Below are 14,289 nucleotides of genomic sequence, written 5' to 3' on the forward strand. Positions count from 1 at the left end.
CGTCGATGAACTCTGCCGCAGCCGACGCGCTCGTACGCAGCGGACTCGTACGTGATGCGCTCGTGCGCAATGCGCTCGTACGTGACGCGCTCGAACGGGCCCGTTCCGCCGAGATCCCCGGTCCCGACTTCCCGGCCGGGCCCCCGGCCGACCGGCCAGGACAACCTGTACCCGTACCGCCCGCTCTGGACCGGGTGCTCAGGCTCTCGCTGGCGGGCGACCGGCTGCGTCCCGCGCCCTCGGCCGGGGCGCTGCACCCGGTCGACACGTATCTGCTGGTGGGGGCTGGCTGCGGGGTGGAGCCGGGGCGATATGCGTACGACCCGGGCCGCCACCGGCTGCACAGCGCCGGGCCCGCGCCCGACCCCGTGCCCGAGGGAGCGATCGCGGTCCTGGGCGTCACGGCACGGCGTACCGTCTCGCACTACGGGCACCGGGGCTGGCCGCTGATCCTGCTGGATGTGGGGCACGCGGTGGCGGCGCTCGCCCTCGCGGGGGCGGAGGCGGTGTGTCTGGACGTTCCCCCACCCCGCCCTCCCCCTACGGCCTGGCGGCCGTGGGAGGTACCCCCATCCCGAAACCGGGGCTCCGTCCCGGACCTCCCCCATAGCCCTTCGGGCATGGGAGGTGCCCCCACCCCCTACGCCTGCGGGCGTGGGGGGACCCCCACGCCTCAAACGCCGGCGGGGACGACTGTTCCCCCGGTCGGGCCCGAGCTGCCGCTCGCCGCCGTGCGGGTGACGCCTGCCGACCCCGAGGCGCTGGACCGCTGGGCCGCATGCGCCACCTCCGTCGAAGCCCGGCCCGCGGACGCACCGGCGGACCTCGTTCAGGCATGGCACGTCCTGGACGCGCTCGCCACGTCGGGTGAGGAAACCGGCAGTTGGCGTCCCGTCCAGAGCACCACCGCCGTGCCGGACTCCGTCCTCCTCGCCCGCCGGAGCGCTCCGCCCGGCTTCTCAGGGCTCCCGTCCCGGGACGACCTCGCGGCCGTCCTCGTCGCCGCAGAGGAAGCCTGGCCCGATGGACCCCGCTGGTGCCTCGCCGTCTCGGGCCCCGAGCCGGGGCTTGTCGTATCCGACGAGCGAGGCGGGCTCCAAGTCATGGCGAAGGGCGATGTACTGCCCACCCTCGCAGTCTGGGCCGCGGGGCAGGGCTGGGTCGCCGACGTCGGAGCCGTACTGCTCGCCTACGGCTGCCCCTCCGACGCGGACCCCGCCCGCGTACGCCGTGACCACCTCCTCGCCGGATACGGCGTCGGCCACGCCCAGGCGGCCGCCACCGCGCTCGGCCTGGCCGCCCGGCCGCTCGGGTCCTGGCAGGGAGCCGATCTGGGAGCCGCGCTCGGCGAACGGACCGGCCGGGACTGGGTGATCCACGGGCTCGCACTGGGCCGCCACACACAAGGAGAAGACCCGTCATGATGCTCCACCCGGAGCTGCTGCGCGCGGCCCGCATCGCCCGCCGCCCCCTGCGCGCGGCCACCGCGCTGCTCGGAGCCGTGGCCGTCACCCATCTCGTCCAGGCCGTGCTGCTGGCTCTCGCGCTGGCGCGGATCGCCCGCGGCACCACCGACGGGCTGGCCGCGCTGCTCGGCGCGGTGCTGGCCGCCGTGGCCGTCCGGGCGCTGCTCGGCCGGTGGCAGCGGCGGGTCGCGGTCGGCGCCGGCGCGACGGTACGGACCGGACTGCGGGACGAGTTGCTCGTACGCCTGGGCCGCACCGGACCGCCGCGGCAGGCCGACACCCGCGCGGGCGCAGTGCGAGCCACGCTCGTGGACGGCGTCGAGGGGGTGGACGCGTATGTGTCGCGGTATCTGCCGCAGTTCCTGATCACCTGCGCCATGCCGCCGCTGCTGCTGATCGCGGTGGCGTTCGTGGAGCCGTGGGCGCTGCTCGCGCTCGCCCCCGCCCTCGTCCTCGCGCTGTTCGCCCCCCGCTGGTGGGACAAGCTGCTGGAGCGGCGGGGACAGCAGCACTGGGGAGCGTACGAAGCCCTGTCCGCCGACTACTTGGAGGCGCTGCAAGGCATGCCGGCACTGCGCGCGGCCGGTGCCGTGGGGCGTACGAGAACGCGGCTCCAGGAGCGCTCGGGCGCGCTGCACCGCGCGACCGTCGCCAAGCTGCGCGTCTCCCTCGTCGACACCGGGATCACCGATCTCGCCGTGCAGGGCGGGACGGTGGCCGCCGCACTGGTCGCCTGCGCGTCCGCCGCGTCCGGGCACACCACGGCGACCGGCACCTATCTCGTGCTGATGCTGGCGTCGGAGTGCTTCCGGCCGGTGCGCGACCTGTCGCGGGAGTGGCACTCCGGCTATCTGGGGGTCTCGGCGGCGGACGGGATCGCGGAGCTGCGCACCGCCGAGGGCGGCGTCCCGGACAAGGGTGGACTGCGCGCCGACTGGACGGACGCGCCCGAAGTCCGGTTCGAGGACGTCCACTTCACCCATCCGGGGGCCTGGCGGCCCGCCCTCGCGGGGGTGAGCTTCACCGCCGAGGCCGGGCGCACGACCGCGGTCGTCGGACCGTCGGGCGCGGGAAAGTCCACACTGCTGGGGCTGTTGCTGCGGCACAGCGACCCGGACCGCGGGCGGGTGCTCGTGGACGGGGCCGAGACCGCCGCGTACACCCTCGCGTCGCTGCGGCGCGGGATCGCGGTCGTCTCGCAGGAGACCTACCTCTTCCACGCATCCGTCGCCGACAATCTGCGGCTCGCCCGCCCGGACGCGACGGACGAGGAGCTGCACGAGGCGGCGCGGGCGGCGGGCATCCACGACGAGATCACCCGGCTGCCCGAGGGGTACGGCACGCAGGTGGGCGAACGGGGCGCGACCCTGTCGGGCGGTCAGCGCCAACGGCTCGCCCTGGCCCGGGCGTTGCTCGCCGACGCGCCTGTCCTGGTGCTCGACGAGGCCACGAGTGCGGTCGACGAACGCCGCGAGGCCCGCATCGTCCAGGAACTGCTGAAGGCCGCGCACGGCCGCACCTGCCTGGTCGTCGCGCACCGTCTGGCGTCCGTACGCCACGCGGACCGCATCGTCGTCCTCGACGGCGGGCGGGTTGAGGCGGTCGGAAACCACATGAGCCTGCAGGCAGCGGACGGGGTGTACGCACGCCTGGTCGAGGCCGGACACACGAGGGAGGACCGGGCCGCATGACCGCTACGGATGCCACCGATGCCACCGATGCCGGCGAGGTCGGCGGGGTCGGAGCGAACGGCCCCGAGGCCGTCGCGACTGCCGCGTTCGCGAGCGCCGCCGAGGCCGGTGCGACGGCCGCCGCGACGACGACGCCTGCTGTCGCCGGTCCCGGCCCTGAGGCCGCCGCGGCCGACGTCGGCGATGGTCTCGGCCTTGAGGCCGCCTCGGCCGACACCGGCTCCGCCGTTCCCGAACGAGGCGCTCTGCGTGCCCTGTTGCCCGTCCTGGGTGCGCACACGTCCATGACCGTACGCACCTTCCTCGCCGCTCTCACCGGCCAGGCCGCGCTCGTCGCCCTGGTCACACTCGCCGCGTACACCGTCGGAACGTCGATCGTCGAACGGTCCGCGCCCGCCCCCGGCACACTCGCCGCGCTCATCGGACTCGTCCTGCTTCGGGCGCTCGCCACCTGGCGCGAGATGGACCTCTCGCACGACCTCGCCTACCGGGTACTCGCCGAGCTCCGCATCCGGGTCTTCGACGGTCTTGCCCGCAGCGCGCCCGCGCGCATCGCGGGGCGGCGCAGCGGTGATCTCGCAGCGGCGGCGCTCGGGGACGTGGAGGCGCTGGAGTTCTTCTACGCGCACGCCGTTGCCCAACTCCTCGCCTCCGGCGTGGTGTTCGGCGGCGGTTCGGTGGTCCTCGCGGTCGTCGAGCCGTGGCTGCTGGCTGCCGTACTGCCCGCCGCCGCGCTGCTGGTCCTCGCGCCGCTGCTGGACGGGCGGGGCAGGGCGATGCGCGGCGCCCGTACCCGCGGCGCCGCGGCCGAGCTCTCCGCCGAGGCGGTCGAGAGCGTCGACGGGCTGCGCGAACTCCTCGCGTTCGGGGCCCTGGAGGACCGGCGCGAGCGGCTGCGGACGTACGGGCGAAGGCTCGGCGACGCACAGCGGGCCGAGCAGTCCTGGGAGGCGGACGCGGCCGCGGTGCGCGATCTGCTCGTCGTGGCGGCGGTCGTCGGGGTCGTCGTGGCGGCCGCGCACACCGTGTCCGGCGCGTGGGCCCCGGCGGCGATGGCGCTGGCGCTCGGCGTGCTCGCGCCGGTCGCCGACTCGGCGGCCGCGCTGGGCCAGGCGGGCGGGCTGCGGGCGGCGGCGGCCCGGGTGGGCGCGGCGGTACGCGCCCCGGCCGGAGCGCCCGCGCCGGCCTCGCCACGTCCGGTGCCCGAGGGGCCGCTCGGCGTACGGCTGAGGGGCGTCCGCTTCGACTACGGCGGCGCGGCCGTGCTGGACGGCCTCGACCTGACCGTACGCGCGGGCGAGACCCTCGCCCTGGTGGGCGCTTCGGGCGCCGGCAAGTCCACGTGCGCGCATCTGCTCGCGCGTTTCTGGGATCCCGCCGAGGGTGTCGTGGAGCTGGTCCCGGCGAACGGGGACCCCGTGGACGTACGGGACCTCCCGGAGCCGGAGCTGCGCCGCGCGGTGGCGGTCGTCGGCCAGGACGCGCCGCTGTTCCACGGCACGCTCGCCGAGAACCTGCGGCTGGCCGCGCCGGACGTGACGGACGAGCGGATGTACGCGGTCGCCCGTCTCACCGGCGTCGACCGCATCGCCGAGGCACTGCCGCAGGGGTACGCGACGGCGGTCGGCGAACGCGGCGCGACGCTGTCGGGCGGGCAGCGCTCCCGCATAGCCCTGGCACGGGCGCTGCTCACCGATCCGCGCGTGCTGGTCCTGGACGAGACGACGGCGCACCTGGACACGGAGGGCGACGCGGAGCTCGCGGCGGCGCTGGCGGCGGCGTCGGTGGGCCGCACGACACTGGTGATCGCCCACCGCCCGGCGACCGTCCGCAGGGCAGACAGGATCGCGGTGCTGGAGGCGGGGCGGGTGGCGCAGGAGGGAGTGTGGGGGGAGCTGGCGGAGGGGGCGGGTGCGTTCGCGAGGGTGCTGCTGCGCTGACGCCGGGAGCGGCGGCTGCGCGCGGCCCGACCAGAGCAGGGCCGACGCCACTGCACCCCCGCCTGCGGCGGCTTCGCGCCGCCCGGGCGGGCCCGCACCAGGTGCCTCTCGTTGGGGAGGGGCCGTGCAGGGTCGTCCCCGCAGGGATCGGCGGCCGGACCCGGTGATCAATGCGGACGCCTTCGTGCCGCGGACCCCGAGGAGTCGAGCCCGGAGGGGCACCGGAACCCGCACCGCACGGCACCGGGCAACACCGCACCCCGCTCAACGCAGGCCCGCACCGAGCGCAGGCCCGCGCCCACCGCGCCCTCAACTCATCCGCAGCGCCAGGAAAAAGTCCAGCTTGTCCTCCAGGCGGGACAGGTCGCGGCTGGTCAGTTGCTCGATTCTGCCCACCCTGTACCGCAGCGTGTTCACATGCAGATGCAGCCGCGCCGCGCAGCGCGTCCACGATCCGTCGCAGTCCAGAAACGCCTCCAGCGTCGGGATCAGCTCCGCGCGGTGGCGGCGGTCGTAGTCGCGCAGGGGGTCCAGCAGGCGGGCCGTGAACGCGCGGCGGACGTCGTCAGGGACGAATGGGAGCAGCAGGACGTGCGAGGCCAGTTCGTGGTGGCCCGCGGCGCAGACCCGGCCCGGGCGGGCCGCCGCGACGCGGCGGGCGTGGCGGGCCTCCTCCAGCGCGCCGCGCAGCCCCTCCGCCGAGCTGACCGCGGCGGAGACGCCCAGCGTGAGCCTGCCGTCGTCGGCGAGGCCGGCCGAGAGCGGGTCGCGTACGGAGCTCAGCAGCGCGTCCGCGTGCAGCCCGGCCTCCGTGGACCCGGCGTCGGGCGCGTCCGGGTCGACGGGCAAGGAAGGCAGCGGGACCAGCGCGATGGCCTCTTCGCCGGTGTGGGCGACCGCGATCCGGTCGGTGGAGTCGGGTCCGGCCGCCGCCGGGTCGACCAGGATCTCCTCGAGCAGGGACTGGGCGACCGGCCCGGCCTCGATCGCCGTAGCCGTCCCGGCCGTCACCCCCGTACCCTCGGCGGCGTCCTGCCCCCAGTCCACCCTGGCCACCACGACCTGCCAGTGCGGCGCGGTCCTGAGGCCGGGCAGCAGCACCGGCGCGGCCACCCGCAGCCGGGCCGCGATCTCGGCGGGCGCGGCGCCCGCCTGGACCAGTTCCAGGACTTCCTGGGCGAGCCGGCGCCGTACCGTACGGGCCGCCTCGCGCCGGTCCCGTTCGACGGCGATCAACTGGGTCACGCCCTGCAGCAGGTCAAGACGGGCGGCGGGCCAGTCGCTCGCGTCCGCCTCGACCGCCAGCAGCCAGTCCGACAGGACGGTCTCGCGTACGTCCCTGGCGGCGGGGGCGGCCCCGCGCCCGGTGTTCCGGATAGGGAAGAGGGAGTACGTGACTCCGCCGATCGTCGCCCGGTGCGGCCCCCGGCGGCCGGTGCGGGTGGCGGCCAGATGCTCGCCCGCCAGCGCGGCGCTCACCGCGGGCGGCAGCGGCTTGTCCGCCCCCGCGATCTGACGTCCGGTGGGGGAGAGCACCCAGGCCCGCAGGTCCAGGTCGGAGCCGAGGAGGTCCAGTACGACCTCGGGTCCGCCGCCCGCGGGCCCCGATGTCATCAGCCGCCTGTGTCTGTCCACCACCGCCGCGAGATCACCGGCCCGCTCACCCGAGACCTGGCGTACGACGTACTCGGTGATCGTCGCAAATGCAACGGATTCATTGACTGCAAATAGTGGCAGTCGATGGCGAGAACACGCCTCGACCAGATCGCCGGGAATGTCGCCGAGCTCCGCCTCGCCGGCGGCCAGGCCGGCCACCCCGGCACCCGCCAGGATCCGGACGAACGGCTCGGAGTCGGCGGCCGTATGCCACCAGGCGAGACCGGTAAGCACCAGTTCGCCGCCAGAGAGGTACCGGCTCGGATCCCGCAGGTCGGTCGTCATCACGCCACGTACACCGCGGTCGAGTTCGTCCTCGCCGCCGAGCAGCCGCAGCCCCAGCGCATCGGTTTCCAGAAGTGCGCGCAGCCGCATCTCGTCGCCGCCGATCTGTCTCGTTGTTGCCGGTGGCCCGTGGCCACGGTTTTCATGGGAAAACGGTGAGGTTACCGAGCCTCGCCTTTCGTTCGAATCTACAAGACGAGACAGGCGACCAGCCAACTCCTTCATGGTTTCGGTGACTGCACCGAGCGGGGCACGGCTTGTGTACTGGGGCCACACCGCGTTAACAGCACATGAATAACCAGTCGAGGGCCAACCGTCCCGGGCCCGCTTGCGACGAACGACCCCCGATGCGTCCGATGAAGAAGAAGAGAGCCACTCATGGACTTCCTTCGCCCCGCCAGCTGGGAGGAGGCGCTCGCCGCCAAGGCCGAGCACCCCACTGCCGTACCCATTGCTGGTGGCACCGATGTGATGGTCGAGATCAACTTCGACCACCGCCGGCCCGAGTACCTCCTGGACCTGAACCGCATCGGTGAGCTGTGCGAGTGGGAGGCCGGCGAGGAGAGCGTTCGCCTGGGCGCCTCCGTGCCGTACACCCAGATCATGGAGCACCTCCGGGCCGAGCTGCCCGGTCTGGCACTGGCGTCGCACACCGTGGCCTCCCCGCAGATCCGCAACCGCGGCGGCGTCGGCGGGAACCTCGGCACCGCGTCCCCGGCCGGCGACGCCCACCCGGCGCTGCTCGCCGCAGGCGCCGAGGTCGAGGTCGAGTCGGTGCGCGGCAGCCGCCTCATCCCGATCGACGAGTTCTACACCGGCGTGAAGCGCAACGCGCTCGCCGCGGACGAGCTGATTCGCGCCGTCCGCATCAAGAAGGCCGACGGGCCGCAGCAGTTCTCCAAGGTCGGCACCCGCAACGCGATGGTCATCGCGGTCTGCGCCTTCGGCCTCGCCCTGCACCCCGAGACCCGCACGGTGCGCACCGGCATCGGCTCGGCCGCCCCGACCCCGGTCCGGGCGAAGGCCGCAGAGGAGTTCCTGAACGCCGCGCTCGAAGAGGGCGGCTTCTGGGACAGCAAGAAGATCATCACCCCGTCGATCGCCAAGCAGTTCGCGCAGCTCGCATCCGGCGGCTGCAGCCCGATCGACGACGTGCGCGGCACCGCGAGCTACCGCCGCCACGCGGTCGGCGTCATGGCCCGCCGGACCCTCGGCTGGACCTGGGAGGCATACCGGGGCAATGCCCACGGCACAAAGGGAGGCGCACAGTGCGCGTGAACTTCACGGTCAACGGTCGTCAGCAGGAAGCCGACGACGTGTGGGAGGGCGAGAGCCTTCTCTACGTACTGCGCGAGCGCATGGGCCTGCCTGGCTCCAAGAACGCGTGTGAGCAGGGCGAGTGCGGCTCCTGCACGGTCCGCCTGGACGGCGTGCCGGTCTGCTCCTGCCTCGTCGCCGCGGGTCAGGTCGAGGGCCGCGAGGTCGTCACCGTAGAGGGCTTGGCGGACTTCGCCAAGCAGCGCGCCGAGCACGGCTGCGGCACCGGAGCCTGCGGTACTTCCCTCCAGGACGCCCAGCAGTGGGCGGCGCTGCCGTCCGACAGCGGGCTCCGCCCGCAGGCCCAGGACTCGCAGACCGGCGAGGGCGCAGAACTCTCCCCGATCCAGCAGGCGTTCATCGACGCCGGTGCCGTCCAGTGCGGTTTCTGCACCCCAGGCCTGCTGGTCGCCGCAGACGAACTGCTCGAGCGCAATCCCGAGCCGTCCGACGCGGACATCCGCGAGGCGCTCTCCGGCAACCTCTGCCGCTGCACCGGTTACGAGAAGATCCTCGACGCGGTCCGCCTCGCGGCGGCCCGCCAGGAAGAGGCGGTCTGACGATGGCACGCAACACCAGAGTCGCCACCGCTCCGGCCGGCACTCCCACCAACATCTCCCAGGGCTCCCAGACCAAGGGCGGCATTGGCGAGTCGACGCTCCGGCCCGACGGCACGCTCAAGGTCACCGGTGAGTTCGCGTACTCCTCGGACATGTGGCACGAGGACATGCTGTGGGGTCACACGCTCCGCTCCACGGTCGCGCACGCCGAGATCAAGTCGATCGACGTCTCCGAGGCGCTCGCGACCCCCGGGGTCTACGCCGTGCTCACCTACGACGACCTCCCCACCGAGGTGAAGAACTACGGCCTGGAGATCCAGGACACCCCGGTACTCGCCCACGGCAAGGTCCGCCACCACGGCGAGCCGGTGGCCCTGGTCGCCGCCGATCACCCGGAGACCGCGCGGCGCGCCGCAGCCAAGATCAAGATCGAGTACGCCGAGCTGCCTCTCATCACCGACGAGGCATCCGCGACAGCGCCCGACGCGATCCTGGTCCACGAGGGCCGCACCGACCACCACATCGGCCATGTCCCGCACCCGAACATCGTGCACCGCCAGCCGATCGTCCGCGGCAATGCCGAGGAGGCGGCAAAGCGCGCCGACGTGATCGTCAAGGGCGAGTACACCTTCGGCATGCAGGACCAGGCCTTCCTCGGCCCGGAGTCCGGCCTCGCGGTCCCCTCAGAGGACGGCGGCGTCGAGCTGTACGTCGCCACCCAGTGGCTGCACTCCGACCTCCGCCAGATCGCTCCCGTCCTCGGCCTGCCAGAGGAGAAGGTGCGGATGACGCTCTCCGGCGTCGGCGGCGCGTTCGGCGGCCGCGAGGACCTGTCGATGCAGATCCACGCCTGCCTGCTCGCACTCCGTACCGGCAAGCCGGTCAAGATCGTCTACAACCGGTTCGAGTCCTTCTTCGGACATGTGCACCGGCACCCGGCGAAGCTCTACTACGAGCACGGCGCCACCAAGGACGGCAAGCTCACGCACATGAAGTGCAGGATCGTCCTGGACGGCGGCGCGTACGCGTCGGCCTCCCCGGCGGTCGTCGGCAACGCCGCGTCCCTGAGCGTCGGCCCGTATGTCCTCGACGACGTCGACATCGAGGCGCTCGCGCTCTACTCCAACAACCCGCCCTGTGGCGCCATGCGCGGATTCGGCGCGGTCCAGGCGTGCTTCGCGTACGAGGCGCAGATGGACAAGCTCGCGGCCCGGCTGGGCATCGACCCGGTCGAGTTCCGTCAGCTCAACGCCATGGAGCAGGGCACGCTCATGCCGACCGGGCAGCCGGTCGACTCGCCGGCTCCCGTCGCCGAGCTGCTGCGCCGTATCAAGGCCAGGCCGTTGCCGCCCGAGCAGCAGTGGCTCGCGGCCGGCGAGCAGGCGGACGTACGCGCCCTGCCCGGCGGGCTGTCCAACACCACGCACGGCGAGGGCGTCGTCCGCGGCGTCGGCTACGCGGTGGGCATCAAGAACGTCGGTTTCTCCGAGGGCTTCGACGACTACTCCACCGCGCGGGTGCGCATGGAGGTCGTGGGCGGCGAGCCGGTCGCGACCGTGCACACCGCGATGGCGGAGGTCGGCCAGGGCGGAGTCACCGTCCACGCGCAGATCGCCCGAACCGAGCTCGGCGTCACGCAGGTGACGATCCAGCCGGCCGACACCCAGGTCGGCTCCGCCGGTTCGACGTCGGCCTCCCGCCAGACGTACGTCACCGGCGGCGCGGTCAAGCACACCTGCGAGAACGTCCGCGAGAAGGTCCTGGAGATCGGCCGCCGCAAGTTCGGCTCGTACCACCCGGCCTGGGCCACCGCCGAGCTGCTGCTCGAAGGCGGGAAGGTCGTCACCGACGGCGGCGAGGTTCTCGCCGACCTGGTGGACGTCCTGGAGGGTGAGGCGGTGGACTTGGAGCTCGAGTGGCGCCACCGCCCCACCGAGGCCTTCGACCTGGTCACCGGGCAGGGCCACGGCCACGTCCAGTACTCCTTCGCCGCACACCGCGCGGTGGTGGAGGTGGACACCGAGCTCGGCCTGGTCAAGGTCGTCGAGCTGGCCTGCGCCCAGGACGTCGGCAAGGCGCTCAACCCGCTGTCCGTCGTCGGCCAGATCCAGGGTGGCACCACCCAGGGCCTGGGCGTCGCGGTCATGGAGGAGATCATCGTCGACCCGAAGACCGCGAAGGTGCGCAACCCGTCCTTCACGGACTATCTGATCCCCACCATCCTCGACACGCCGACCATCCCCGTCGACGTACTCGAGCTCGCCGACGACCACGCGCCGTACGGACTGCGCGGCGTCGGCGAGGCCCCGACCCTCTCCTCGACTCCGGCCGTCCTCGCGGCGATCCGGAACGCGACGGGTCTGGAGCTGAACAGGACACCGGTGCGCCCCGAGCACCTCACCGGCACCTGATCCCCATCCCCCACAAACTCTCCGGGCGGTCCCCACCGCCCGGAGAACTCAAGTACCGCACCGCTCGCGGTCCTTGCGCAACACCAGCAACACCAGCAACACCGCAGTACCCCAGCTTCACCCAGTTCGTCTCGGGCCGTCCCCCGGGTCGTGCAGCCCACGCACCATCCCAAATCCCGCAGCTACAACGCTCACGCGGGTGCCCCTGTGAACCTTGGGAGTAGGCACCATGACCCAGCAGTCCCTTGAGACCAAGACCACGGCGGAGGACGCCGGCGCGGGTACGCGCCTGCCTGCCGGCCGGTCTTGGCTCGACCGGTACTTCCACATAACCCAGCGAGGGTCGACCATCGGCAGGGAGGTGCGTGGCGGCATCACCACTTTCATGGCGATGGCGTACATCATCCTTCTCAACCCGGTGATCCTGTCGGTGCCCGATGCTGCCGGCCACAGGCTCGACGGTGATCAGCTGACCACCGCGACCGTCTTCGCCGCCGCCACAACCACCATCGTGATGGGCCTCCTCGGCAATGTGCCGCTGGCCCTCGCCGCGGGACTCAGCGTCTCCGCCGTCATGGCTTTCCAGGTCGCGCCGGAGATGACCTGGGAAAACGCGATGGGCATGTGCGTCATCTACGGTCTTGTGATCGTCCTGCTCGTCGTCACCGGCCTGCGCGAACTGATCATGAACGCCATCCCGCTGGCGCTGAAGCACGCGATCACCATGGGGATCGGTCTCTTCGTCTGCCTCATCGGCCTGGTCCAGGCCGGCTTCGTCACCTCCATGCCCGGAGACGGCGGCATCGCGGGAGCCAAACCGATCCAGCTCGGTACGAGCGACATGCTCACCGGCTGGCCGGTGCTCTGCTTCGCCGTCACCGTCCTGCTCATCTTCCTGCTGCAGGTCCGCAAGGTGCCCGGCGCGATCCTCATCGGGATCGTCGGCGGCACGGTGTTCGCCGCCGCGGTCCACCAGTTCGCCGGGCTCGACAGGAAGGCCTGGGGCGGACTGAACGCCCCCGAGATCACCGGCTCCATCGTCAGCACGCCGGACTTCGGCCTCTTCGGCAGCGTCTCGTTCGACGGCATCGGCAGCGTCGGCGGCATCACCGTCGGCGTCATCGTCTTCACCCTCGTACTGGCCGGCTTCTTCGACGCCATGGGCACCATCATCGGCATCGGCCAGCAGGCGGGCCTCGCCGACGACAAGGGCAAGATGCCCGGACTCAACAAGGCCCTGGCCATCGACGGCGCGGGCGGCGCGATGGGCGGCCTCGCGGGCGCCTCCGGCCAGACGGTGTTCGTCGAGTCCACCGCGGGCGTCGGCGACGGTGCCCGCACCGGCTTCGCCAGCGTCGTCACCGGCCTTGCCTTCACGCTCTGCCTGTTCTTCACCCCGCTGGCCCAGGTCATCCCGACGCAGGTGGCGGCCGCCGCGCTCGTCGTCATCGGATCGATGATGCTGACGAATGCCAAGCACATCGACTGGAACGACCAGGCGACCGCGATCCCGGTCTTCCTGACCACCGTGCTGATGCCCTTCACCTACTCGATCACGGCGGGCATCGCGGCGGGCGTCCTCGCGCACGTCCTGATCAAGGCCGTACAGGGCAGGGCGCGTGACGTCGGCTGGCTGATGTGGGTGCTGTCCGTCGTCTTCCTGGCCTACTTCGCCCTTCATCCGATCGAGGGCTGGCTGGGAGTCAAGTAGCCCCGGGAGCCGGGCGGGCCCGGCAACTCCCCCCGCCTCACACACACTTGAGGAGACCGACATGCTGGACATCGCCGAAGAGCTGAACCGGTGGGTCGAGCAGGGCCGCGAGTTCGCCGTCGCCACTGTGGTGGCCGTCGGCGGGAGCGCGCCCCGGCAGCCGGGCGCGGCTCTCGCCGTGGACAGCGAGGGCACGGCGATCGGGTCGGTCTCCGGAGGGTGTGTGGAAGGCGCGGTGTACGAGCTGTGCCGGCAGGCGCTCGAGGACGGCGGGACCGTCCTCGAGCGCTTCGGCTACAGCGACGAGGACGCCTTCGCCGTCGGCCTGACGTGCGGCGGCATCATCGACATCCTCGTCACGCCGGTGGGCGCTCACGCGCCCGCGAGGGAGGTGTTCGCCGCCGCGCTGTCCGCCGCCGCCGGAGGTGAGGCGGCGGCGGTCGCGCGGATCACGGACGGCCCCGCGGATGTGATGGGCCGCGCGCTGTTGGTCCGTCCCGACGGTACGTACGAAGGCTCCCTCGGCGGCCACCCCGGACTGGACCGCACGGCGGCGGGGGAGGCCCGCGCCCTGCTGGACGCCGGCCGGACCGGCACGGTCGTCATCGGCGAGGACGGCAGCCGGTGCGGGCAGCCGCTGACCCTCCTCGTGGAGTCCTCGGTCCCCGCTCCCCGGATGATCGTCTTCGGTGCGATCGACTTCGCCTCCGCGCTGGTACGGGTCGGCAAGTTCCTCGGCTACCACGTCACGGTCTGCGACGCACGCCCCGTCTTCGCGACGAGGACCCGCTTCCCGGAGGCGGACGAGATCGTCGTCGACTGGCCGCACCGCTACCTGGAGTCGGCTCAGGTCGACAGCCGCACGGTCCTCTGCGTCCTCACCCACGACGCCAAGTTCGACGTCCCCCTCCTCGAACTGGCGCTCAAGCTTCCCGTCGCCTACGTCGGCGCCATGGGCTCCCGCCGCACCCACGAGGACCGCAACACCCGCCTGCGCGAGGTCGGCGTCACCGAACTCGAACTGGCCCGTCTTCGCAGCCCGATCGGCCTGGACCTGGGGGCGCGCACGCCGGAGGAGACGGCGCTCTCGATCGCGGCGGAGATCGTGGCAAACCGCCGTGGCGGCAGCGGGGTCTCCCTGACGGGAGCACACACCCCGATCCACCACGACGCCGAGCAGGAGCTGACGGGGCGGATCGGGTCGGTCGCCTGACGACCGCCCTGCCAGGGCGGTCCGCGTCCGGCCCGGCGC

Annotated in this window: 9 protein-coding genes; 8 read left to right on the top strand and 1 reads right to left on the bottom strand. The window is 72.7% G+C overall.

The features are described 5' to 3' along the window. Nucleotides 1-5: 5 nt before the first annotated feature. From ACFYWY_RS25385 to ACFYWY_RS25395, 3 genes are all read left to right on the top strand, one after another. Nucleotides 6-1,424, top strand: coding sequence for a nitroreductase (locus ACFYWY_RS25385; RefSeq protein ID WP_389190312.1), 1,419 nt, complete (start codon nt 6-8; stop codon nt 1,422-1,424). After that, nucleotides 1,421-3,157, top strand: coding sequence for an ABC transporter ATP-binding protein/permease (locus tag ACFYWY_RS25390; protein ID WP_389190313.1), 1,737 nt, complete (start codon nt 1,421-1,423; stop codon nt 3,155-3,157). The genes ACFYWY_RS25385 and ACFYWY_RS25390 overlap by 4 nt, the downstream gene beginning before the upstream one ends. A gap of 284 nt (nt 3,158-3,441) precedes the next feature. Next, on the top strand, nt 3,442-5,097 hold the full coding sequence (locus ACFYWY_RS25395) for an ABC transporter ATP-binding protein (protein ID WP_389190352.1): 1,656 nt from the start codon (nt 3,442-3,444) through the stop codon (nt 5,095-5,097). Nucleotides 5,098-5,406: 309 nt separating this feature from the next. Here the strand turns inward: ACFYWY_RS25395 and ACFYWY_RS25400 are convergent, their stop codons facing one another. Beyond that, nucleotides 5,407-7,128 (bottom strand): PucR family transcriptional regulator, encoded by a 1,722-nt coding sequence (locus tag ACFYWY_RS25400; RefSeq protein ID WP_389190314.1) that lies wholly within the window; start codon nt 7,126-7,128, stop codon nt 5,407-5,409. A gap of 288 nt (nt 7,129-7,416) precedes the next feature. On the opposite strand from ACFYWY_RS25400, the gene ACFYWY_RS25405 reads away from it, so the two are divergent. The 5 genes from ACFYWY_RS25405 to ACFYWY_RS25425 all read left to right on the top strand — a co-directional run bounded on the left by ACFYWY_RS25405 (nt 7,417) and on the right by ACFYWY_RS25425 (nt 14,250). Beyond that, a complete protein-coding gene (locus ACFYWY_RS25405) occupies nt 7,417-8,316 on the top strand; it encodes an FAD binding domain-containing protein (RefSeq protein WP_389190315.1) in 900 nt (299 codons plus the stop codon). Beyond that, nucleotides 8,307-8,915 (top strand): (2Fe-2S)-binding protein, encoded by a 609-nt coding sequence (locus ACFYWY_RS25410; protein ID WP_389190316.1) that lies wholly within the window; start codon nt 8,307-8,309, stop codon nt 8,913-8,915. Before ACFYWY_RS25405 ends, ACFYWY_RS25410 begins: the two co-directional genes overlap by 10 nt. A 2-nt stretch (nt 8,916-8,917) precedes the next feature. Continuing rightward, nucleotides 8,918-11,326, top strand: a complete 2,409-nt coding sequence (locus tag ACFYWY_RS25415) for a xanthine dehydrogenase family protein molybdopterin-binding subunit (protein WP_389190317.1) — start codon at nt 8,918-8,920, stop codon at nt 11,324-11,326. A gap of 229 nt (nt 11,327-11,555) precedes the next feature. Further along, nucleotides 11,556-13,037 (top strand): NCS2 family permease, encoded by a 1,482-nt coding sequence (locus ACFYWY_RS25420; RefSeq protein ID WP_389190318.1) that lies wholly within the window; start codon nt 11,556-11,558, stop codon nt 13,035-13,037. 61 nt (nt 13,038-13,098) lie between these two features. Beyond that, the gene (locus tag ACFYWY_RS25425; RefSeq protein WP_389190319.1) at nt 13,099-14,250 is read left to right on the top strand and encodes an XdhC family protein; all 1,152 of its coding nucleotides are present in this window, start codon (nt 13,099-13,101) and stop codon (nt 14,248-14,250) included. The last annotated feature ends 39 nt before the right edge of the window (nt 14,251-14,289 follow it).

The organism is Streptomyces sp. NPDC002870, from assembly GCF_042888505.1.
Lineage (GTDB): Bacteria > Actinomycetota > Actinomycetes > Streptomycetales > Streptomycetaceae > Streptomyces.